Source organism: Streptomyces sp. NPDC001513 (assembly GCF_042894695.1).
In the GTDB taxonomy this organism is placed as follows: domain Bacteria; phylum Actinomycetota; class Actinomycetes; order Streptomycetales; family Streptomycetaceae; genus Streptomyces.
In genome coordinates this window covers 216,137-237,175 of record NZ_JBIAVU010000016.1, presented here as the reverse complement: position 1 = coordinate 237,175, position 21,039 = coordinate 216,137, and the positions used below count along the sequence as shown (strand labels likewise).

Sequence of the window (21,039 nt, the reverse complement as noted above, 5' to 3'; positions counted from 1 at the left end):
GCGCGTAGAAGCTTCCCGCGCGGCCGACCGCCGTCCCCGCCGGGCGATGAAGGCGGGAACGGCGGGGACGGCGGGGACGGCGACCGAGATGGTCAGGCGCGGGGGCGGCGCCGCAGCAGCGGGTCCGACAGCGCGGGCGGCACGTATCCGGCATCCCGGGTGGACAGGTTGGTGCCCGGCGGCACGATCTTGTCGATGCGGTCGAGCACGTCCGTGCTCAGCCGTACCCGATCGGCGCCCAGCTGGCTCTCCAACTGCTCGAAGGTGCGCGGTCCGATGATGGCCGAGGTGACGGCGGGGTGCTCCAGGACGAAGGCCAGGGCGAGTTGGACCAGGGTCAGTCCCGCTTCCTCGGCGAGCTGGGCCAGTGCCTCGGCGGCGTCCAGCTTGGCCGCGTTCTCGGGGTCGGCGATGTCGAAGCGGGCGGCCTGCCGGTCGATGCGGCTGGACGTGGGCTGTCCGGCGCCCCTGCGGTAGCGGCCGGACAGCCAGCCGCCGGCGAGGGGGCTCCAGGTGAGCACGCCGAGACCGTACCGCTGGGCCACCGGCAGGACCTCGCGCTCGATGCCGCGCGCGAGCAGCGAGTACGGGGGCTGCTCGGCCACCACCCGTTCGCGGCCGCGGCGCTCGGCGAGCCACTGGCCCTCGACGATGGCGGAGGGCTCGAAGGTGGACGTGCCGATGTAGCGGATCTTGCCCTGGTGGACGAGGTCGCTGAGCGCGCCCAGCGTCTCGTCGAAGTCGGTCTCCGGTTCGGGCCGGTGGACCTGGTAGAGGTCGATCCAGTCGGTACCGAGCCGGCGCAGGCTGTTCTCCACCTCGCGGATGATCCAACGGCGGCTGTTCCCCTGCTCGTTGGGGTCGCCGCCGAGGCTGCCGTGGAACTTGGTGGCCAGCACCACCCCGTCCCGCCGGCCTCCGGCGAGTGCCTTGCCGACGATGGTCTCCGACTCGCCCGCCGAGTACACGTCGGCCGTGTCGACGAAGTTGATGCCCGAGTCGAGGGCCCGGTGGATGATACGGACGCTGTCGGCGTGGTCGGTGTTGCCGCGGGCCCCGAACATCATGGTGCCCAGACAGAGCGGGCTCACCTTGACGCCGGTGCGTCCGAGCAGGCGGTGGTCGGTCATCGTGCACTCCCGTTGACGAGTTGATCGGTGAGGGTGTCGGCCGGAGCCGGACCCGGCGCAGGCACGGCGGCGCCGCCCTGCCGGTAGGCGTCCCACAGCCGCCGGTACGGCCCGTGGGCGGCGAGCAGTTGGGTGTGGGTGCCCGTCTCGACGACGGTCCCGGCGTCGAGGACCACCACGCGGTCCGCGCGTGCGGCCGTGGTGAGGCGGTGCGCCACCACGACGGTGGTACGTCGCCGGGTGAGGGCTTCGACGGCCGCGGTGACCCTTCGTTCGGTGGCGAGGTCGAGCGATGCGGTCGCCTCGTCGAGCAACAGGATGTCGGGGTCGACCAGTTCGGCCCTGGCGAGGGCGAGCAGTTGGCGCTGTCCCGAGGAGAGGCCCCGGCCGCGCTCCCCGATGCGGGTGAGGTAGCCGTGCGCGAGCGTGGCCACCATCTCGTGGGCTCCGACGGCCCGGGCGGCCGCCTCCACCTCCGCGTCGGTCGCGTCCGGCCGTCCGTAGGCGATGGCGTCGCGGACGCTGCCGCCGAACAGGTGCGGCTCCTGCGGGACGATGCCCAGCCGGCGGCGGTAGCCCGTCAGGTCGAGTGCGCGCAGGTCGTGGCCGTCGACGCGGACGGTTCCGGAGGCCGGGTCGTAGAAGCGGGCGAGGAGCTTGACCACGGTCGACTTGCCCGCGCCGGTGGTGCCGACGAGGGCGACGGTCTCGCCGGGGGCGATGCGCAGCCGAATGCCGTGCAGTACGTCCCGGTCCGATCCGCCCGCGTAGTGGAACGACACGTCGTCGAACTCGATCTCCCCGCGCAGCGCCTCGACGGGGCGCGGCGCGGACGCCGGCGGCGTGCCGACGGGCGTGCGCATCAGGGTGCGCAGCCGGCTCATGCCGACGACCGCCTGCTGGTATCCGTCGAAGACCGGGGACAGCTGCTGGATGGGGGCGAAGAACAGCTCGACGCAGAGCAGGAACGCGATCAGGGTGCCCGCGGTCAGCTCGCCGGAGACCACCTGGCCGGCTCCGACGGCGAGTACGGCGGCCGTGGCCACCGTGCCGAGGAACTCGACGAAGGGGAAGAAGGTGCCCATGTACCGCTGCGCCCGCAGCCTCGACTCGCCGAACGCCCGGGCGAGGGCCGCGAAGTCATCGGCGTTGCGCTGTTCCCGGCGGAAGGCCTGGGTGATGCGCAGGGCTCCGACGTTCTCCTGGAGGCAGGCGTTGACCGCGCTGATCTGTTCGCGGGCCTCCAGATAGGCGGGGACCGAGTAGTGCCGGAAGAGGGCGGTCGCCACGATCAGCGGCGGCAGCGCGGCCAGCAGGACCAGGGCCAGCTGTGCGTCGATGACCAGCAAGGACACCAGGACTCCGAGGACCGTCAGCAGGCTGACGACCGCCGTGATGAGACCGGTCTGGAGGAAGTTCGACACGGCGTCCACGTCGGTGGTCATCCGGGTCATGATCCGGCCCGCGAGTTCCCGTTCGTAGTAGTCGAGGCCGAGCCGCTGCAGTTGGGCGTACGTCTTGACCCTCAGGGTGTAGAGGAGCCGCTCGCCGGTGCGTCCGGTGGTGCGGACCTGGGCGATGCCGAGGAGCCAGTTGGCGGCGACGACCGCGGCCGCCGCGGCGGCGGCCGCGAGCAGGACCCCGCGCGCGTGGCCGGTGACGCCGCTGTCGACGCCGTGCCGGACGAGTACGGGTACGGCGATCTGGGCGAGGGCGTCCACGGCCACCAGCAGGAGCCCGCCGAGCAGCGGGATCCGGAAGGGGCGCAGCAGGGAGCCGAGGCGGAAGGCCGGGTCGCCCGCCACGGCCTGGGCGAGCGGGACGCCGGGCTCGGCGGCGGGCATCGGGATCCTCGCGAGGGCGGCCAGCAGCTCGGGGGCGGGTGGGGCGGAGCCGAGCACCCCGCTGCCGGGTCCGCCGCGGCCGGGGCCGGAGGCGGCGGCTTGGGCGAGTGCGTTCGCGGCGCGGACCGCGGTGCCCTCGTGGCGTGCGGTGCCTTCCCCGTCGGAGCCTCTCCACAGGTCTTCGGTGACGCCGCCGACCGGGACGGCGGAGGGGTGCGCGGCCCCGGTGGTCACGCCGGTGGCATCGGTGGTCACGTCAGTGGTCACGTCGGTGGCGTCGGCGTGGTCGGGGTCCTCGGGAGGGCCCAGGGTGGACAGCAGGGACCGGAAGAGGGGCGAGCGGGCGCGCAGTTCCTCCGGTGTGCCGATGTCGGCGATCCGGCCGCCGTCCATCAGCGCGACGCGGTCCGCGAGCTCCAGGGTCGACTCGCGGTGGGCCACGATGAGCGTGGTGCGGCGGCCCGCCCCCTTGAGGCCGGTGTGGATCTCCGATTCGACCCGGGCATCCAGGGCGGAGGTGGCGTCGTCCAGGACGAGCACGGCGGGGTCGACGAGCAGGGCGCGGGCGAGCGCCACCCGCTGGCGCTGGCCGCCGGAGAGGGTGAGTCCCTGTTCGCCGACGACCGTGTCGTATCCGTCGGGGAGCCGGTCGATGAACTCGTCCGCCCGGGCGAGCCGGGCCGCCTCGCGGACCTGGGCGTCGGTCGCGTCCGGGATCCCGTACGCGATGTTGGCGCGGATCGAGTCCGAGAGGAGCAGGCTCTCCTCGAAGACGAAGCCGATCCGGGACCGCAGGGAGGCCAGGTTGAGGGTGCGTACGTCGTGGCCGCCGACGGACACGCTGCCCGAGCGGGTGTCGTAGAAGCGGGGCACGAGCGCGGCCACGGTGGACTTGCCGCAGCCGGCCGGGCCGACGAGGGCGAGCGTCTCCCCCGGCCGTACCTCCAGGGTGAAGCCGGACAGCAGCGGAGCGGCGTCGCCGTAGCCGAAGGTCACCTCGTGCCAGGCCAGGGCCGGTGCGGCGGGTCCGAGGTCGTGTGCGCCGGGCGCGTCGGCGATCACGGGTGCCTCGTCGACGACCTCCAGGACGCGTTCGGCGCCCGCCCGGGCCTGCTGCCAGACGGTGAGGAGGGTGGCGACCTGGCGGACCGGGGTGACGAGGGCGCCGAGGTAGGCGGTGAAGGCGAGGAAGGTGCCCAGCGAGAGGCGGCCGTCGATGGCGAGCCAGCCGCCGAGGGCGAGGACGGCCACCTGTCCGAGGGCCGGTACGGCTTGCAGCGCCGGGTTGTAGCGGCTGGTGAAGTCGACCACGCGCAGCCGGGAGGCGAAGAGCGCGCGGACGCGTTCGTCGAGGCCGCGCAGTTCACGGCGCTCCTGGCCGAAGCCCTTGACGACGCGCACCCCGGTGACGGTGGCCTCCACGGCGGACGCCACCTCGGCCGCCTCCTGCTGGGCGTGCCAGTTGGCGGGGAAGAGGGTACGGCGGCTGTGCAGGGCGATCAGCCACAGGGCGGGCCCGACGATCAGGGCGACCACGGTGAGGAGCGGTGACAGCCACGCCATGAAGACGAGGGAGACGGCGAACATCAGCACGTTGCCCGTGAGGTTGGGCAGGAACTGGAGCAGGGTCTGGATGAGGGTGATGTCCGAGATGGACCTGCTCACGACCTCCCCGGTGCGCAGGCTGTCCTGCTGGGGTCCGCCGAAGCGCAGCAGGGCGGCGAAGGCGTCGTTGCGCAGGTCGTACTGGACTCCGAGGGAGAGCCGTCCCGAGCGGTAGCGGCGGACGTAGGACGCGCCGAAGCGGACCGCCCCGAGGCAGACCAGGAGCACGATCCAGGGGGCGAGGGCGGCGCCGTCCGCGGCGGCGACGTCGTCGACCACGTGGCGCAGCACGAGGGGCAGGGTGGCGGCGGCGACGGCCGCCACCGCGGCGGCTCCGAAGGCCAGCACGACGTCGGTGCGGTGGCGCAGGCTGTAGCCGAGGAGCCGCCGGGCCCAGCCTTCGGCCGGCGGTCCGCCGACGGGGCCGGCCGCCGCGTCGTGCGCGGTGGCCGGCTGCGTCGTGGCGGTGGGACAGCCCGTCATCGGGCCTCCACCAGGCCGATGCCGGGGTGGCCGGCGCCCGGGGCGGGGGCGTCGAAGAGGCGGTTGGCGGGGCGCGGGAGGCCGTAGTGCTCGCGCAGGGTCGTGCCGGTGTACTCGGTGCGGAACAGGCCGCGTTCCCGGAGGATCGGGACGACCTGGTCCACGAAGCGCTCCAGCCCCGAGGGCAGTACGGCGGGCATGATGTTGAAGCCGTCGGCGGCTCCGCTGTCGTACCAGTGCTCGATCGTGTCGGCGACCTGCTCCGCGGTGCCGGCGAAGGTGCGGTGGCCGCGGCCTCCGCCGAGCCGGCCGATGAGCTGGCGTACGGTGAGCCGTTCGCGGCGGGCCAGTTCCACGACGAGGGTGTAACGGCTCTTGGCGCCTTCGATCTCGTCCTCGGTGGGGATGTCGTCGGGCAGTTCGGCGTCGAGGTCCAGGGCTTCGGGGTCGATGCCGAGCCGCAGGGCGAGCTGCCGCTTGGCGTACGCGGGGACGATGAGCCGGTCCAGTTCGGCGTCGAGTTCACGGGCCTCGGCCTCGGTGTCGCCGATGACGGGGACGATGCCGGGCAGGATCTTGATGCCGTCCGGGTCCCGGCCGAGGGCGAGGGCGCGCCGCTTGACGTCCTTGTAGAAGGCGATGCCCTCGTCGAGGGTCTGCTGTGCGGTGAACACCGCCTCGGCGTAGCGTGCCGCGAAGTCCTTGCCGTCCTCGCTGGAGCCCGCCTGGACGAGCAGGGGGTGGCCCTGGGGGGAGCGTTCCACGTTGAGCGGGCCGTCGACGCGGAAGAACTCGCCGCGGTGGTCGATGGGGCGGACCCGGTCGGCGCGGGTGTGGACGCCGGCTTCCTTGTCCGCCACGACGGCGTCGTCGGCCCAGCTGTCCCAGAGCTTCGTGGCGACGTCGAGGAACTCGGCGGCGCGCCGGTAGCGGTCGTGGTGCAGCGGGGTGTCGTCGAGGCCGAAGTTGCGTGCGGCCTCGGCGCCGGCCGTGGTGACGATGTTCCATCCGGCCCGGCCGTTCGAGACGTGGTCGAGGGAGGCGAACCTGCGGGCCAGGTTGAAGGGTTCGTTGTAGCTGGTGGAGGCCGTGGCGATGAGGCCGATCCGGCTGGTGGCGGCGGCCAGCGCGGTCAGCAGGACGGTCGGCTCCAGTTTGCTGGAGGGCCGCCGGCCGGGGTCGTTGTAGAGGACGGGGCTGTCGGCGAGGAACACCGAGTCCAGCAGGCCCCGTTCGGCGATGCGGGCGAGGTTCTGGTAGTGCGCGAGGCTGGTGCCGCCGTCGGCGGGGCTCTCGGGGAGCCGCCAGGACGCCTCGTGGTGGCCGACCGACATGAGGAAGGCGTTGAGGTGGAGGTGCTTGCGCTCAGGCGTTCGCGACATCGGGGTCGTCCTTCCGGTGGTCAGGGTGGTGGTCGGTGGGTGCGGGGTGCTCGGGCACGCCGAGGGCGGCGAGCAGGGTGTCCCGGTACTCCTGGAAGCGCGGGTGGCGCGGGCTCCGGGGGGTGGGCAGGTCCACGGCGAGGTCGACGGAGATGCGGCCCTCGTCCAGGACGAGCACGCGGTCGGCCAGCTCCACGGCTTCGTCGACGTCGTGGGTGACGAGGAGGACCGCGGGGCGGTGCCGTTCGTAGAGTTCGCGCAGCAGTCCGTGCATGCGGATGCGGGTCAGGGCGTCCAGTGCGCCGAACGGCTCGTCCGCCAGGAGCAGTTCGGGGTCGCTCACCAGGGCGCGGGCCAGGGCGGCGCGCTGCTGTTCGCCGCCGGACAGCTCGTGGGACCAGGCGCGCTCCCGGCCCGCCAGGCCGACCTCGGCGAGGGCGCGTACGCCGCGTTCGCGGACGCCTGGTCCACGCAGTCCGAGGGTCACGTTGTCCAGGACCCGCAGCCAGGGCAGCAGGCGGGAGTCCTGGAAGGAGAGGGAGACCCGCTCGGGGACGGTCAGTTCGCCCGATCCGTCGACGTCGTGGTCGAGGCCGGCCACGGCGCGCAGCAGGGTCGACTTGCCGGAGCCGCTGCGGCCCAGCAGTGCGGTGAACTCGCCCGCGCCGATGGTCAGGTCGAGTTCCTTGAGGACGGTCCGGTCGCCGAAGCGGCGGACCAGCCCGCCGGTGCGGACCGCGGCCGGCGCGTGGTCCCGTACCCGGGCGCCGGGGTCGGCGGTCAGCCCGCCAGCGTACGTCGCCACGACAGGGCCCTCCTTTCGATCGCGCGCACCAGCGCGTCGGAGGAGAAGCCGAAGATCCCGTAGGCCACCAGGCCGACGATGATCACGTCGGACTGGGCGTACTGCTGGGCCTGGAACATCATGTAGCCGATGCCGCTGGTGGCGTTGATCTGCTCGACGACGATCAGGCCCAGCCAGGCCGAGGTGACGCCGAGCCGCAGCCCGACGAAGAATCCGGGCAGGGAGCCGGGGAGGACCACTTTGCGCAGGAAGCGCCACCGGCTCAGGCCCAGTACTTCGGCGAGCTCGACGTGGCGGCTGTCTATGCCGGTGAGCGAGGCGTACGTGTTGATGTACATGTTCACCGCGACGCCCAGGGCGATGACCGTGACCTTCATCTGCTCGCCGATGCCCAGCCAGAGGATGAGCAGGGGCAGCATGGCCAACGACGGGATGGCGCGCTTGATCTGGAGCGGCCCGTCGACGAGGTACTCGCCCGTGCGGCTGAGGCCGGCGAGCACGGCGGCCGCCACCCCGGCCAGGACGCCGAACAGCAGCCCGAGACCGGCGCGTTGGAGCGAGATGAGTACGTTGCCCTGCAGGCGGCCGTCCGCCACGAGATCGCCCGCGGTGGCGATCACGGTGCCGGGGCCGGAGAGGATGCGCGGGTCGAGGAAGCCCGCGGCGGAGGCCGCCCACCAGACGGCGATGAGGAGGGCGGGCCCCAGGAGCCGGCCGAAGGGGACGCCGCGCCCGGGTCCCAGCCGCCGGGCCTTGCGGGCCGCGGGTCGCCGGTGTCCGGCGTCCGGGGCGGAGGGCCCCAGGGCGGTGCCGGGCCGGCCGGTCACGGCCTCGGGTGCAGGGGCCTCGGGCCGGCCGGTCACGGCGTCGGGCCTGTCGGTGACGGCGTCGCGCGTCACGGCCTCGGGCGCCGGGGTCTCGGGCCGGGTCGTCGCGGCCTCGGCTGCCGGGGGCTGCACGCGCAGGCCCGTCAGTGCCTCGCTCATGCGCCCTCCCGGAATCCGGCCGGCACGGCGGCGGCCGCGAGGCCCTCGAACCGGCGGTCGAACAGCGCCTTGGCGTCGACCTTCGGCACGAAGCCGCCCTCGGCCATCAGGTCGGCGGTCTCCTGTTCCCACGCGATGGCCTTGTCCCAGCTCGTCGGGAACCGGGGCTTCGCGAGGGAGTCGACGATGCGCCGGCCGTCGGCCGCGCTGACGCCCTGGTCCTTGACGTAGTACGCGTCGATCCACTGGTCGGAGTTGTCCCAGGCCCAGGCCACGCCCTGCGCCCAGAGGGTGACGTAGCTGCGTACGGCGGCGGCCTTCGCCGGGTCGTTCAGGACCTCCAGGGGCGCCCACAGGACGGTGAGCAGGTCGACCACGTCGGTCGGCACGCCACGGGCGCCGTCCTTGCCGTACTGGGTGAGGTACTTGGTCAGCGTCGGCTCGCCGAGCGGCGCGACGTCGACCTGCTTCGACTGGAGTGCGGTGAGGAACTGCGTGCTCGGCAGCGCCACCAGCTGGACGTCGGAGTGGGCGAGTCCGGCCTGCTTCAGGGCCCGCAGGACGACCACGCCCTGGGCCTGGCCCTGGGAGAAGGCGATCTTCTTGCCCTTGAAGTCCTCGGCGGTCCTGATGGACGAGCCGGGGGCCGTGGCGAAGGTGTAGGTGGGCTGGTGGCGTTCCTGCACGGCGACGATCCGGGCCTTCACGCCGATGGCTTCGGCCTGGATCGGCGGAATTCCGGCATTGCTCGCGACGTCGATCGAGCGTGCCCGGAATCCTTGGATGATGTCGGGGCCGGCATTGAGGTTGATCCAGGAGGAGACCTTGAAGGGAAGGTTCTTGTCGAGTCCGGAGGTGGCCAGTTGGATCTGCGAGGTCCGCACCGCCACGGCCAGTGACGTTCCGGCGGGCGGCGGGTCGGTGGGCAGCGCGCCCACGGGCCCGGAATGGGCCGCGTTCGTGGTCTGAGGGGCACATCCGGCGGCGGCCAGAAGGGCGCCGCCGGCGAGGGTGAGGAATCCCCTGCGCCCGAATGGGGGCGAGGAAGAGCGGGAGGACATGGATGTTCCTGTTCTCATGACGGGGGTTCGCCTGTCGCCGGAGTTCACAGGGAGTGGTAGGTGCCGTTGTGGAAGAGCAGGGGCCGGCCGTCCGCTGCCTGCCAGGCCTCCGCGACGCGCGCCACGACGATGTGCGCGTCTCCCGCGGGGACGAGCTGTTCGACGGTGAGCCGCAGCCAGCCGGTGACCCCGTCGAGCACCGGCTCGCCCTGCGGCAGCCGGTGCCATCGGGTCGGCGCGGCGAACCGGTCGATGCCGCTGGTCGCGAAGCGTCTGGCCAGGTCCTCCTGGGCGGAGCCGAGGAAGTTGACCACCACGGACCCGGCCCGCTCCAGGTGCGGCCACGAGGAGGAGCTCTTCGCGATGCCGAAGGAAACGAGCGGCGGTTCGAGCGATACCGAGGTCAGCGAGGTGGCGGTGAAGCCGACCGGGCCCGCCCCGGAGTCGGCCGTGACGACCACGACCCCGCCCGGGTAGGCGCGGAAGATCTGCTTGAAGCGGGCCGGCTCGACCAGGCTCGCCGTCGGATGTGAGGACAAGGAAATGCTCAATGTTCCCCCAGGGTGAATGGTGTCGCCCGCTGCCTTTGCGCGGCGCCCGCCGGAATCGGCGGTACGGAAAAGGGCAGCAGGAAGCGGATCACGGCGAAATGGGTGCGGCACAGCACGGACCGGAACGGACCGGTCGAGCTCAGGAATGCCGGGGAAAGGCCGCGAAAGGAAGGGCGCAGCGCGTCATGACGGCAGTGGAAGCGCCGCCGGCTCTCACGTCAACAACAGGAGCGGTGCGCGTACCGTCGGTTCCTCTGCGGGCTTCTCATGAATCCATCCTCCCTTTCGGGGAACGGGCCGGTCAACAATGCAACTTTCTGAATTAAGTCGATTTCCCGAGGTCGCGGCGTCGGGTCAGGACACGGCCGGCAGTGCGGGCCACGGACCCAGCGGGTCGTCGTGCAGGGCGCCCAGCGCGACGGCCGCGCCGGCGGTGGCGAGCACCGAGCCGGTGAAGCTGCTCGGCACCACGGACCGGGCCGCATCGTCGCACACCACGGACCGCGCCTCGACCTCGGCCCGCAACTCGTCCATGGCCGCGGGCAGTCGGCCGGTTCCCGGTTCGACCACGACCAGCACCTCGGGGTCGAACATGTCCAGCAGCACCGCGGCCGCCCGGCCCGTGAGCCTGGCCCGCTGCCGGAACAACTCCGCCGCCACGGGGTCACCCGCGACGGCGAGGTCCAGCAGTTCGGCGAACCCGGCCACGGGCAGGCCCCGTTCGGCTGCGCGGCGCACCATGGCCGACTCCGAGACCCCGGACTGGAGGCACCCGGCCGTACCGCAGGTGCAGCACGCGCCGGAGGAGGCGGTGCCCACCGGCAGGTGCGCCACGTTGCCCGCGCCGAAGCGCGGCCCCTGGTGCACGGCTCCCGCGGTGACGAACGCCGCGTCGACGACGTTGCCGACGAACAGCACGACGGCACTGCGGCGGGTGGCCGCCTCGCCGAAGAGCTGCTCGGCGCGCGCGAGGGCCCGCGAATGACTGTCGAGGTGGACGGGCACACCGGCCGTCCTGGCGAGCTCGTCGCGCACGGGGACGCCCCTCCAGCCCAGTTGGGGGTGGTGCACCACGGTGCCGGCCTCGGGGTCGACCCAATGCCCGGTGGCGACGCCGAGGGCGAGGGCCGTCCGCCCCGACCCGTGCGCGGCCAGCAGCCGGGGCAGCCCGGCGGCCACCCGGGCGAGCACCCGGCCGGGTTCGGTGCCCTCGTGGGGCCGGCGCTCCTCCGCGACGATCCGCCCGGTGAGGTCCATGAGGGAGAGCGTCGTATGGGGAACCGCGATGTGCGCCCCGGCGACGAGGAAGCGACTCGTGTCGATCTCCACCGGGATGAACGGGCGGCCCAGCCCCCGGGGGCCCGCGGTCTCGGGGCCTTCCCGCACCAGTCCTCTGTCCAGGAGGGCCGCGCAGTGCCCGCTGACCGCCGCGGGCGAGAGTCCGGTGAGCCGGGCGACGGTGCTGCGGGCGACGGGGCCGTGGTCGAGGACGGCCCCCAGCACCGCTCCGGTACCGGACACTCTCCGCAGCGGGTTCGCACCGGCCGGCGGGATGTCGGAACGGCGCAACGGGGAAAGGCGGTTGGCTGAGGTCTTCGATCGGTCCACTGGGGCCTTCCAGGTCCTGTGCGGCGGCACGCGACACCCGGGCGCCGGATCCCGCTCGCGACGGGCGGGCGAGTCCGGGCGCGGGCGTGCGGAGGAAGCTCCACGGAGGGAGCACTGTGCACCAGAGCGCGGGGACACTGCGGGAGTTCAGACTCCGGGCCCACTGCCGGGCAGGACGAAGACGAGGGATCCGCGCGGTCGCCGTACGGTCAGGACCACTGACACGCTGCGGAGCAGACACGCTTCAGGTCGACATGACCCCGTGTCGTCAGAAGCGCGGATCGATACATGGCGCGCAACATAGCCGGGGCGGTGCGAGCCGGTCAAACGGTCGCCCGCACCGTGGACACCCGTCCGCTCGGCCGCCCGCAACCGCACGGACGGGAAACGGACGGGAATCCGCGGCGAACGCCGGGTAACGCCGGGTTACGGGCCGGCCCGCCGCTCAGGCGGCCGTTTCGCCGGGACCGAGGACGGCCTCGACGTCGACCACGACATCGACCATCGCGCTGACGACCACCCCGCCGTGGTCGACCGCGTCGTTCCAACTCACGTCGAAGTCATGGCGGTTGATCCGCGTGGTGGCGGTGAAACCGGCGCGCCGCCGGGGGCCGAGGTCCTGCCCTTCCTCCCACCACGGGGTGTCCCACTGTCCCAGGTAGGTGACGTCGAAGGTCACGGGACGCGTCACACCGCGGACCGTGAGGTCGCCGGTGACCTCGAACTCGGTGCCGCTCACCTGGAGTACGCGCGAGCCGACGAACGTCCAGGTCGGATGGTGTTCGACGTCGAAGAAGTCGGCGCTGCGGAGATGCGCGTCGCGCTGGGGCTGCCCGGTGTAGACCTGGGTCGCGTCGGCCGTCGCCTCGATCCGCGCCTCCTCCGGCTTGTCGGGATCGAACTCCAGCAGGCCTTGCACGTTCTTGAGCTGCCCGCGCACGTGGGTGACCATCATGTGCCGGGCACGGAACTCCGCCGCGGTATGGCCGGGCTCGAAGAACCACTTGGTCACGGCCATGCGTGCTCCCGGCCGACGTGCGCGTGGTGTGTCGTCAACGTCATCGGCGTCATCGATGTCACCGGTGACAGCCGTGACAGCCGTGACGGTGACCGCAGTGTCCGTTGACGCCGTCGACGAGGAGGGACACGCCCATGCCCAGCAGCCATACGTCCTTGGCCAGCGCGATTCCCTGCTCGGTGGGGCGCAGGCTGCCTTCCTCCCGCATCCCCGGCGTCCGCAGGTACAGCCCGAGGGTGCCGACGGAGAAGGCCGTCACCGCGGCCCCCGCGACAGCGGCGGGGACGACCGGCACGAGCAGCGCCGTGGCGATGGCGAGCTCCCCGGCGGAGAGCAGCCGGACGAACTTCCGGGCGTCCTGCTCACCCAGGAAGGGGTAGGTGCCGGCCGCGAACTGATGCAGTCCCTCGGCGGTGGCCTCGTCCGCGTCGAGCTTCGAGAGGCCGGAGCTCAGGAAGAACGCGCCGGCCGTCAGCCTGAGCGGAAGTTGCCGTGCCAGGGAATCCCATGCCCAACCGAATGCCATGCGGAACCTCCCGGGAATGACCCCACCTACCACCCTCCCACCCCTTCGGACCGTGTCAAACGGGCGTCGCTCCGCCCGGCCGGGCGCGAACCGCCGACCTGGTCAGCGCTCGGCGCGCACGAGCCACTCGGCGAGGAGGGCGCGCAGGAGGTCCGGCTGCTCGTGGGGCAGGGCGTGTCCCGCGTCGTCGACCACGGCGAGCGTGGCGTGCGGGTGCTGGTCGAGGAGGCCGACGGCGGCGGCGTACCCGACCGTGGAATCCAGCCGTCCCGCCACCACCACCGTCGGCCCCGCATAGGCCGACACATGACCAGGCGCGTGATCGGGCGCGTGATCGGGGGTGAGGGCCCACCGCTCGCCGATGCGCTCCAGTGCCGCCTCGTCGACGAGCGCGGCGGCCGGGGCCACGTACCGCTCGTACCGATCGAGCATCTCCGGGGTCTGGATCACGAAGTAGCTCCGGAAGACGTCGTCACCGAGCTCTCCCGATCCGACGACGGCACGGTGCTCCGGTACGTCGCGCACTCCCGGCACCAGCGGGCAGACGAGCGCCAGACCGGCGACCTGCGCCGCTCGCCTCGCCGCCATCGCCTGCGCGTAGTACGCACCCGCCGAGTGACCGACGAGGAGGAAGGGGACCCCGTTCGTGACCTCGTCGGCGAAGGCGAGCAGCGTGTCGAGCACGTCGTCGGCGCCGCGCAGCGTGTCGGGGGCGGCCGTCCGGCCCATTCCCGGGAGGTCGGGATAGATCCGCCGGAGCCCCGCGGCGCCCTCGAAAACCGGCTCGAAGCAGGCCTCGGTCTCACGGTGGTCGACTCCGGCGCCGTGGAGCACCACCACGGGGCGACCGGTCCCGTGCGCCACGTAGTGGACCGGCACCCGACCCCCGCTGATCTCCATCCCCGCATGCTAGGCCGTCTCTTCCGGATCTTGCCTGACCCGCAGGGCCTGGAAAGCCGGAAGAAAGAATTCGGGCGAGGATGTCGAGAACCCGTGACCGGCTCCGTCCCAGGGGTGAAGGCGACCACAATGGGTCGCACCGCATCGAGGAGAACCACGATGGCCAAGTACCTGCTGCTCAAGCACTACCGCGGCGCCCCGGCTGCCGCCAACGACGTCCCCATGGACAAGTGGACGCCGGAGGAGATCACGGCCCACGTGCAGTACATGCGCGACTTCGCCACCCGGCTGGAGGGGACCGGCGAGTTCGTCGACGGTCAGGCGCTCGCCCCCGAGGGGACGTGGGTCCGCTACGACGGCGAGGGCCGGCCGCCGGTCACCGACGGCCCGTTCGCCGAGACCAAGGACCTCATCGCCGGCTGGATGGTGATCGACGTCGACAGCTACGAGCGCGCCGTCGAGCTGGCCGGAGAGCTGTCGGCGGCCCCCGGCGCGGGCGGGGAGCCGATCCACGAGTGGCTGGAGCTGCGCCCGTTCCTGGCCGCGCCCCCCACCATCGCGGAGTCCTGCCACTGATGGACGAGGTCCTGCTCAGGAGCCTCACCCCGAGCGTGCTCGCCGTCCTCGTCCGCCGCGGAGCCGACTTCGCGGCGGCCGAGGACGCCGTACAGGACGCGCTGGTCGAGGCCGTCCGCGTCTGGCCGGACGACCAGCCGCGGGACCCGAAGGGCTGGCTGATCACCGTCGCGTGGCGCCGGTTCCTCGACGCGACCCGGGCGGACACGGCCCGCCGTCGCCGCGAGGACCTCGTCGAGGAGGAGCCGGCGCCCGGCCCCGCGCCCGCCGCGGACGACACGCTCCAGCTCTACTTCCTGTGCGCCCACCCGTCCCTGTCCCCGTCCGCCGCCGTCGCGCTCACGCTGCGCGCCGTCGGCGGGCTGACCACCCGCCAGATCGCCCGGGCCTACCTGGTGCCCGAGGCGACCATGGCCCAGCGCATCAGCCGGGCCAAGCGCACCGTCTCGGGCGTGCGCTTCGACCAGCCCGGAGACGTGGCCACCGTGCTGCGCGTCCTCTACCTGGTCTTCAACGAGGGCTACTCGGGCGACGTGGACCTCGCCGCCGAGGCCATCCGGCTCACCCGCCGGCTCGCCGCCGCGATCGACCACCCCGAGGTGGCCGGGCTGCTCGCCCTGATGCTGCTCCACCACGCCCGGCGCGCCGCCCGGACCGCGCCCGACGGCAGCCTGGTGCCGCTCGCCGCACAGGACCGGGGGCGGTGGGACACCGTCTCGATCGCCGAGGGGGTCGCGATCCTGCAGGCGGCCCTGGCCCGCGACCGGCTGGGCGAGTTCCAGGCCCAGGCCGCCATCGCGGCACTCCACGCCGACGCGCCGACCGCGGAGGAGACCGACTGGGTGCAGATCGTCGAGTGGTACGACGAGCTCGCGCGCCTGACCGACAGCCCGGTCGTCCGGCTCAACCGCGCGGTGGCCGTGGGCGAGGCCGACGGACCGCGCGCCGGCCTGGCGGCGCTCGCGGCGCTGGACGAGGCCCTGCCCCGCCACGCGGCGGTGGCGGCGTACCTCCACGAGCGCGACGGCGACCTGGCGACGGCAGCGCGCCTGTACGCCGAGGCGGCCCGGAAGGCCCCCAACACCGCCGAGCGCGATCACCTCACCCGCCAGGCCGCCCGCCTCAACACCCGCCGGCGCCCCTGACGTACCGGAGAGCCGCGAACCTACGGCGTGCCGGGGAGCCGGACCGTGACGAGGAGACCGCCGGCGGGGCGGGGAACCAGGTCGAGGGTCCCGTCGTGGGCGCGGACGATGCTGTGCACGATGGCCAGGCCGAGGCCGACGCCGGCGTGCTCGTCGGTGCGTACGCGTTCCGTTCCGCGCTGGAAGGGTTCGACGAGGGTCGGTACCAGTTCCGGTGGGAGCGGACGGCCGGTGTTCTCGACCCGCAGCACGCTCGTGTCGCCGTGCGCCTCGGTGTGGACCGTCACCGTGCCGCCGGCGGGGAGGTTGTGGACGATCGCGTTCTGGACGAGGTTCGTCGCCATCCGCAGCAGGAGCTCCGCGGAGCCGCCGGTCCGGGCCGCCCCGCCGGTCACGTCGAGCGTGATCCGGCGCTGTTCGGCGAGGGGCAGCAGCGCTTCGGCGGCTTCCTCGGCGATGAGGGAGAGGTCGACGCTCTCGCGGCGGAAGTTCCCGCGGTCGCCGCGGCTGAGCAGCAGGAGGGCCTCGGTGAGGTCGATCGCCCGTGTGTTGACGGCGTTCAGGCGTTCGATGAGTTCGTCCCGGTCCCGTGTGGGGTCCTTGCGGGCGACGTCGAGGAGCGTCCGCGAGATGGCGAGGGGGGTGCGCAGTTCGTGGGAGGCGTTCGCGGCGAACCGCCGCTGCTCGGCGACCCGGGACTCGAGTTGTTCGAGCATCAGGTCGAACGCGTCGGAGAGTTCACGGAACTCGTCCTGGCGGCCCCTGATGCGGATCCGGTGGGACAGCGATCCGGTCCCGGCCTTCCGCGCCGCGTCCGTGATCTGTGTCAGTGGTGCGAGCATCCGGCCGGCGAGGAGCCACCCTCCCACGAGGCCGAGCACCAGCAGGAGGACCAGTACCGCTGCCGCCCTCGGGGCGAACACGCGCAGGAGGTTGGACCGGACGGGAAAGACGCCGTGGGTGGGGTTGCCGGTGGAGCCGGGGACGATGAGCGCGCGATCGGGGACGTAGCGCAGGAGGAACACCCACACCGCGGCGAGCAGCAGGACGCCGGCGAGCATGAGGAATCCGGCGTAGCTGAGGGTGAGCTTGGAGCGGACGCTCAGCCCGCGTGCCCTATCCACGGTCCGCCCCCTCGTGTCCGGTCTCCGGTCTTGTGTCGATGCGGTAGCCGACGCCGGCCACGGTGGCGATGACCCAGGGTTCGCCGAGCCGTTTGCGCAGTGCGGAGACGGTGATGCGCACGGCGTTGGTGAGGGGGTCGACGTTCTCGTCCCAGGCCCGTTCCAGCAGCTGTTCGGCGCTGACGACCCCGCCCTCGGCGGCGACGAGGACTTCCAGCACGGCGAACTGTTTGCGGGTGAGCGCGACGTAGCGTCCGTCGCGGAAGACCTCCCGGCGGAAGGGGTCGAGCCGCAGTCCGGCGATCTCGCGGACCGGGGGCCGGGCGTGCCCGCGTCTGCGGTCGAGTGCCCGCAGCCGCAGGACGAGCTCCCGCAGCTCGAACGGTTTGGTGAGGTAGTCGTCGGCGCCGAGTTCGAACCCGGAAGCCTTGTCGTCGATCCGGTCGGCGGCGGTGAGCATCAGGATCGGGATGCCGCTGCCGGAGGCGACGATGCGCCGGGCGACCTCGTCGCCGGAGGGGCCGGGGATGTCGCGGTCGAGGACCGCGAGGTCGTAGGAGTTGACGCTGAGCAGTTCCAGGGCCGAGTCGCCGTCTCCGGCGATGTCGGCGGCGATCGCCTCCAGCCGCAGCCCGTCGCGGACCGCTTCCGCCAGGTAGGGCTCGTCCTCCACGATCAGTACGCGCATGGACGAAGCCTAGGCAACAGGACAGGTCGCCGACGTCTGCGCAGGCGTGCGCGAGGGCCTGCGCCACCAGCGGCGCGACGCCAGCGCGGCCAGTGCGGCGCCCGCGGCGTTGACCAGGACGTCGTCCACGGAGGACACCCGGTCCAGCCGCAGGACGTACTGTGCGCTCTCGACCAGGATCGAGCAGCCCGCCCCGAGCACCAGGATCCGCGGCACGGACGCCAGTGCGGCGAACCGCATCGGGGCGAAGAACCCCAGCGCCGCGAAAACCAGCAGATTGCCGACGGTCCCGAGCGCCCCCATCGTGACCAGGTCCCGCAGCGGTACCAGGCTCACCCGGCCGGGGACGACGCCCGCCCCCGAGCCCGGCATCATGGTCATCCACACGAAGGGCACCGTCCCGTGGACCATGCCCACCTCGGCCAGCGACATCCGCCACGGCGAGGCGACGCCGGCGGCCCGCCGACGCCGGGCCAGGGCCCACGCCACCAGCACGGCCAACGGCAGCCCGACCAGCGTCATCAGCACCACACCGTTGAACGTGTCGAAGCAGCCGTGCCACCGCCCGGCCATGCACGTCGGAGCGGACATCATGAGCGGCCGCCGTACGGAGAACAGGGCGCTCGCCACGGCGAGGACCGTCAGGCCGAGGAGCACGGCCTGGCGCGCGCGGCGGGACGGCGCCGACAGGGATGCGGTGTGGTTCATGCCCCTCATTGGAGGCGGAGGGCCGTTGCGGGGGCGTATGCGATTTTCGATACGCCCACGATATCCACCGGGTCCGGGCGCATCGGAATCGGCTGAAACTCGCCCATGCCAGCGGAAACAGACACAGCGGCACGCGCGTTCGACGGTCTGGAAGAAGAATCAAGGAGCTCCACGCAAGGAGTAACGCCGTGCGCGTACTGTTCACCGGACCCGCTGCCGCAGGCCACCTGTTCCCGATGGTGCCCACCGCCCAGGCGCTCCAGGCCGCCGGGCACCAGGTGCTGTTCGCCGGTTCGACCCCGCTCGACCAGCTGCGGCAGACCGGCATCCCCACCGTCGAGATCGGCGACGGCTCGACGCTGACGGAGGCCTTCCGGCGCGCCTCGGACGACACCGAGCCGCAGTTCCTCACGGAAGGCAGGAGCCCGGAGGACATCCAGCGGCGGGCCACAGTCGGTTTCGCGGAACACAGCCGGGTCACCATCGACGGCCTGCTCGCGCTCGCCACCGCCTGGCAGCCGGACCTCATCGTCCACGACTCCTTCCAGGCCGCCGCACCCCTGGTCTCGGCGGCCCTCGGCATACCCGCCGTGGTGCACAACTTCGGCGTGCTGTCCGGGCTCGGCATGGTCGGCCGGCTCGCCGGCGTCCTGGTGGACGAGTACCGGACCCGTGAGCTCGAAGGCCCGGCGACCCGTACCGTCGTCGACGTCGTACCCGCTTCCCTCGGCGGGGACGGCACGGGCCTGCGCGTCCGCTACGTGCCGTACAACGGCGGCGGCACGGTGCCCGGCGATCTCGTGGCCCGGGGCTCCCGGCCCCGGATCGCCGTCACCCTCGGTACGGTGGTGACCACCTTCGCGGGCGTCGACCCGATCAGCCGGGTGATCGCCGAAGCCGCCTCCGTCGACGCCGAGTTCCTGCTCGCCGTGGGCGACACCGACCTGAGCCCGCTCGGCACCCTCCCCGCCAATGTCCGCCCCCTGCCCTGGGTGCCGCTGGCCCAGCTGCTGGACTCCGCCGACGCGGTCGTGCACCACGGCGGCTCCGGCACGATGCTCACCGCCGCCGCCCGGGGCGTCCCCCAGCTGATCCTCCCGCAGGGCGCCGACCACTTCATCAACGTCGACGCCGCGACGGGCCTGGGCTTCGCCCTGCGCGCGAGCGGCGACAGCGTGGACGCCGACCTGCTCGGCCGGCTCCTCACCGACGACGACCTGCGCAAGGCCGCCGCCACCACCCAGGCCGAGATATCCGCGCTGCCCTCCCCCGCCGACCTGGTCGCCTCCTTCGAAGCCCTCGCCTAGCAGCGCTCTCCGGCGGCCTTCCCCGCGGCCTTGCGGGCCGACTGACGCCGGGTGCGTGGCTCCGTACGGGGCCACGCACCCGGGAGGGGTCAGGCGCCCCAGCGCAGGGCGATGGTGTCGCCCACGTTGATCACCTTGTTGCGGACGGCGCCGGCGAAGGCGGAGCCGTCGACGCTGACCTTCCAGGTGTTGGAGCCGCTGTTGGCCTTGCCGTTGACGGCGGTGATCGTGCCGGTGCCCGACGAGGGGGTCACGCTGGTGACGCAGCCGGCCGGGGTGGCCGCGGTGGTGGCCGCGTTCAGGACGTCCCCGAGGGTGGTGGTCGTACCGGTCGGGGTGAAGGCCACGGAGCAGACCTTCAGGCCGCCGGCGCCGTCGTCGACGGTGAGGGCCAGCTTGGTGGCCGTACCGGCGGTGAAGGTGGACTGGGCGACCCACTGCGGGGCGCCGGGGGTCACCGGGACCGGCGGGGCGGCGGTGAAGCCGCCCCCGGCGACGGCGCGCAGGGAGTCGATGGAGGAGTAGGGGGACGGGGTGGTGTCGGCCGGCTTGTACTTGAAGCCGCCCCCCGGGTTGTACTGGTTGGCGAGCAGGAAGTCGATCGGGGTCTTGTTGGAGGCGGTGAGGAAGTCACCGGTCTGCGGGTTGATGCCGCAGGCGTTGAGCCCGGCGACGCCCCAGCCGTTGGAGCTGGTGTTGACGCCGTACATGGAGTTGAAGGCGCCGGTGGTGGCGAGCCTGCCCTTGAGGAAGTTCTTCGCCTGGACCACGTCGGCGTCGGTGTTGGGGACGCCCGAGACGCAGAGGGCCGCCATCGCCGCACCGGTCATGTCGACGTCGCCCGCGGCGGCCAGGGCCGTGGGGTTGCCCTCGGCCTTGCTGAAGGTCCAGCCGCCGTCGTTGTGCTGGTTGGCGCGGATGCGGGTGACGATCGAGTCGGTCAGCGCCTGCGGGATCCGGGTGCCGCCCGCCTGGGTCTTGGCGCCGCCGAGCGAAAGGGCCGCGAAGACGGTGCCGTTGAAGTTGCCGGACGGTCCGAAGTAGCCCGCCTCGGCGGTCTGCCAGTAGGAGTAGACGTTCGCTATGAGGTTTCTCGAGTCCGAGACGCGCGCCGGGTCGACGCCCGCCGCGTACGCGTTCAGCGTGCCGCGCTCGTAGTCGGTGACGACCGGGGTGGCGGACGGCCAGCCGGACGTGGCGATCAGGTTGCGGTAGACGGTTCGGGCGTTCTTCGTCGTGTCACCGCCCGGGGCGACGTCGACGACCGCCGTACCGGCCGCGGCGAAGGCGCTGAACGCCCACTCGTTGGACAGACCCGCGCCGGCGTACGAACCATCGGCCGCCTGCAGGGACTTGAGGTAGGCGACGCCGTTGGTCTTGGACGTGGCGATCTGCGCGGGCGTCGAGGTCGCGAAGGCGGGCAGCGCGGTGAGGGCGAAGGCGCCGAACGCGGCGGGCACCGCGAGCGCGAGACGGCGGGAGGTACGGGGACGGGACATGGCCTGCTCCTGGAATCGGCGGACGCCGGCCGGTCCCTGCTCCGTCCCGGCCCGTTGGGACGCGGGCGGACATGGCGGAGGCCGCCGTCCGGA

Annotated in this window: 18 protein-coding genes; 3 read left to right on the top strand and 15 right to left on the bottom strand. The window is 72.8% G+C overall.

What is annotated here, in order from left to right; all coding sequences use genetic code 11:
• Positions 1-92 precede the first annotated feature (92 nt).
• From ACFYZ4_RS32290 to ACFYZ4_RS32240, 11 genes are all read right to left on the bottom strand, one after another.
• Complete coding sequence (locus tag ACFYZ4_RS32290; protein WP_384344548.1) at positions 93-1,130, bottom strand: aldo/keto reductase; 1,038 nt, start codon at positions 1,128-1,130, stop codon at positions 93-95.
• Positions 1,127-5,062, bottom strand: a complete 3,936-nt coding sequence (locus ACFYZ4_RS32285; protein ID WP_390785530.1) for an ABC transporter ATP-binding protein — start codon at positions 5,060-5,062, stop codon at positions 1,127-1,129. Before ACFYZ4_RS32285 ends, ACFYZ4_RS32290 begins: the two co-directional genes overlap by 4 nt.
• Positions 5,059-6,444 (bottom strand): LLM class flavin-dependent oxidoreductase, encoded by a 1,386-nt coding sequence (locus tag ACFYZ4_RS32280; RefSeq protein WP_390785529.1) that lies wholly within the window; start codon positions 6,442-6,444, stop codon positions 5,059-5,061. The genes ACFYZ4_RS32285 and ACFYZ4_RS32280 overlap by 4 nt, the downstream gene beginning before the upstream one ends.
• Positions 6,428-7,249, bottom strand: coding sequence for an ABC transporter ATP-binding protein (locus ACFYZ4_RS32275; RefSeq protein WP_390785528.1), 822 nt, complete (start codon positions 7,247-7,249; stop codon positions 6,428-6,430). Before ACFYZ4_RS32275 ends, ACFYZ4_RS32280 begins: the two co-directional genes overlap by 17 nt.
• Positions 7,225-8,235 (bottom strand): ABC transporter permease, encoded by a 1,011-nt coding sequence (locus tag ACFYZ4_RS32270; protein ID WP_390785527.1) that lies wholly within the window; start codon positions 8,233-8,235, stop codon positions 7,225-7,227. Before ACFYZ4_RS32270 ends, ACFYZ4_RS32275 begins: the two co-directional genes overlap by 25 nt.
• Positions 8,232-9,296: an ABC transporter substrate-binding protein gene (locus ACFYZ4_RS32265; protein ID WP_351295472.1), complete on the bottom strand. Its 1,065-nt coding sequence runs from the start codon at positions 9,294-9,296 to the stop codon at positions 8,232-8,234. The genes ACFYZ4_RS32270 and ACFYZ4_RS32265 overlap by 4 nt, the downstream gene beginning before the upstream one ends.
• A 44-nt stretch (positions 9,297-9,340) precedes the next feature.
• Positions 9,341-9,835: a flavin reductase family protein gene (locus ACFYZ4_RS32260; RefSeq protein ID WP_384344561.1), complete on the bottom strand. Its 495-nt coding sequence runs from the start codon at positions 9,833-9,835 to the stop codon at positions 9,341-9,343.
• Positions 9,836-10,201: 366 nt separating this feature from the next.
• Positions 10,202-11,455: an ROK family protein gene (locus ACFYZ4_RS32255; protein ID WP_390785526.1), complete on the bottom strand. Its 1,254-nt coding sequence runs from the start codon at positions 11,453-11,455 to the stop codon at positions 10,202-10,204.
• Positions 11,456-11,900: 445 nt separating this feature from the next.
• The gene (locus ACFYZ4_RS32250; RefSeq protein WP_390785525.1) at positions 11,901-12,473 is read right to left on the bottom strand and encodes a YceI family protein; all 573 of its coding nucleotides are present in this window, start codon (positions 12,471-12,473) and stop codon (positions 11,901-11,903) included.
• Positions 12,474-12,531: 58 nt separating this feature from the next.
• Complete coding sequence (locus ACFYZ4_RS32245; RefSeq protein ID WP_390785524.1) at positions 12,532-12,999, bottom strand: hypothetical protein; 468 nt, start codon at positions 12,997-12,999, stop codon at positions 12,532-12,534.
• A 102-nt stretch (positions 13,000-13,101) separates the two neighbouring features.
• Positions 13,102-13,899, bottom strand: a complete 798-nt coding sequence (locus ACFYZ4_RS32240; protein WP_390785523.1) for an alpha/beta fold hydrolase — start codon at positions 13,897-13,899, stop codon at positions 13,102-13,104.
• A gap of 159 nt (positions 13,900-14,058) precedes the next feature.
• On the opposite strand from ACFYZ4_RS32240, the gene ACFYZ4_RS32235 reads away from it, so the two are divergent.
• Together ACFYZ4_RS32235 and ACFYZ4_RS32230 are read left to right on the top strand one after the other, a co-directional pair.
• Complete coding sequence (locus ACFYZ4_RS32235; protein ID WP_030722205.1) at positions 14,059-14,475, top strand: YciI family protein; 417 nt, start codon at positions 14,059-14,061, stop codon at positions 14,473-14,475.
• Positions 14,475-15,620, top strand: coding sequence for an RNA polymerase sigma factor (locus ACFYZ4_RS32230; protein WP_390785522.1), 1,146 nt, complete (start codon positions 14,475-14,477; stop codon positions 15,618-15,620). Before ACFYZ4_RS32235 ends, ACFYZ4_RS32230 begins: the two co-directional genes overlap by 1 nt.
• Before the next feature lie 20 nt (positions 15,621-15,640).
• Here ACFYZ4_RS32230 and ACFYZ4_RS32225 read toward each other — a convergent pair whose 3' ends face one another.
• From ACFYZ4_RS32225 to ACFYZ4_RS32215, 3 genes are read right to left on the bottom strand one after another with little or no spacing between them, the layout of a single operon-like run.
• Positions 15,641-16,744, bottom strand: coding sequence for a sensor histidine kinase (locus ACFYZ4_RS32225; protein WP_390785521.1), 1,104 nt, complete (start codon positions 16,742-16,744; stop codon positions 15,641-15,643).
• A complete protein-coding gene (locus tag ACFYZ4_RS32220) occupies positions 16,737-17,432 on the bottom strand; it encodes a response regulator transcription factor (protein ID WP_390785520.1) in 696 nt (231 codons plus the stop codon). The genes ACFYZ4_RS32225 and ACFYZ4_RS32220 overlap by 8 nt, the downstream gene beginning before the upstream one ends.
• 9 nt (positions 17,433-17,441) lie before the next feature.
• Positions 17,442-18,140, bottom strand: coding sequence for a VanZ family protein (locus ACFYZ4_RS32215; RefSeq protein WP_390785519.1), 699 nt, complete (start codon positions 18,138-18,140; stop codon positions 17,442-17,444).
• 188 nt (positions 18,141-18,328) lie between these two features.
• Here ACFYZ4_RS32215 and ACFYZ4_RS32210 point away from each other — a divergent pair, with 188 nt between their 5' ends.
• Positions 18,329-19,447, top strand: a complete 1,119-nt coding sequence (locus ACFYZ4_RS32210) for a nucleotide disphospho-sugar-binding domain-containing protein (protein ID WP_390785518.1) — start codon at positions 18,329-18,331, stop codon at positions 19,445-19,447.
• 89 nt (positions 19,448-19,536) lie between these two features.
• Here the strand turns inward: ACFYZ4_RS32210 and ACFYZ4_RS32205 are convergent, their stop codons facing one another.
• Positions 19,537-20,946: a hypothetical protein gene (locus tag ACFYZ4_RS32205; protein ID WP_390785517.1), complete on the bottom strand. Its 1,410-nt coding sequence runs from the start codon at positions 20,944-20,946 to the stop codon at positions 19,537-19,539.
• Positions 20,947-21,039: the final 93 nt, after the last annotated feature.

Bases quoted from the DNA above. Each gene is read 5' to 3' on its own strand.
- ACFYZ4_RS32290 (WP_384344548.1), bottom strand. From the start codon at position 1,130: ATGACCGACCACCGCCTGCTCGGACGCACCGGCGTCAAGGTGAGCCCG.
- ACFYZ4_RS32285 (WP_390785530.1), bottom strand. From the start codon at position 5,062: ATGACGGGCTGTCCCACCGCCACGACGCAGCCGGCCACCGCGCACGAC.
- ACFYZ4_RS32280 (WP_390785529.1), bottom strand. From the start codon at position 6,444: ATGTCGCGAACGCCTGAGCGCAAGCACCTCCACCTCAACGCCTTCCTC.
- ACFYZ4_RS32270 (WP_390785527.1), bottom strand. From the start codon at position 8,235: ATGAGCGAGGCACTGACGGGCCTGCGCGTGCAGCCCCCGGCAGCCGAG.
- ACFYZ4_RS32265 (WP_351295472.1), bottom strand. From the start codon at position 9,296: ATGTCCTCCCGCTCTTCCTCGCCCCCATTCGGGCGCAGGGGATTCCTC.
- ACFYZ4_RS32250 (WP_390785525.1), bottom strand. From the start codon at position 12,473: ATGGCCGTGACCAAGTGGTTCTTCGAGCCCGGCCATACCGCGGCGGAG.
- ACFYZ4_RS32245 (WP_390785524.1), bottom strand. From the start codon at position 12,999: ATGGCATTCGGTTGGGCATGGGATTCCCTGGCACGGCAACTTCCGCTC.
- ACFYZ4_RS32240 (WP_390785523.1), bottom strand. From the start codon at position 13,899: ATGGAGATCAGCGGGGGTCGGGTGCCGGTCCACTACGTGGCGCACGGG.
- ACFYZ4_RS32235 (WP_030722205.1), top strand. From the start codon at position 14,059: ATGGCCAAGTACCTGCTGCTCAAGCACTACCGCGGCGCCCCGGCTGCC.
- ACFYZ4_RS32230 (WP_390785522.1), top strand. From the start codon at position 14,475: ATGGACGAGGTCCTGCTCAGGAGCCTCACCCCGAGCGTGCTCGCCGTC.
- ACFYZ4_RS32220 (WP_390785520.1), bottom strand. From the start codon at position 17,432: ATGCGCGTACTGATCGTGGAGGACGAGCCCTACCTGGCGGAAGCGGTC.
- ACFYZ4_RS32215 (WP_390785519.1), bottom strand. From the start codon at position 18,140: ATGAACCACACCGCATCCCTGTCGGCGCCGTCCCGCCGCGCGCGCCAG.
- ACFYZ4_RS32205 (WP_390785517.1), bottom strand. From the start codon at position 20,946: ATGTCCCGTCCCCGTACCTCCCGCCGTCTCGCGCTCGCGGTGCCCGCC.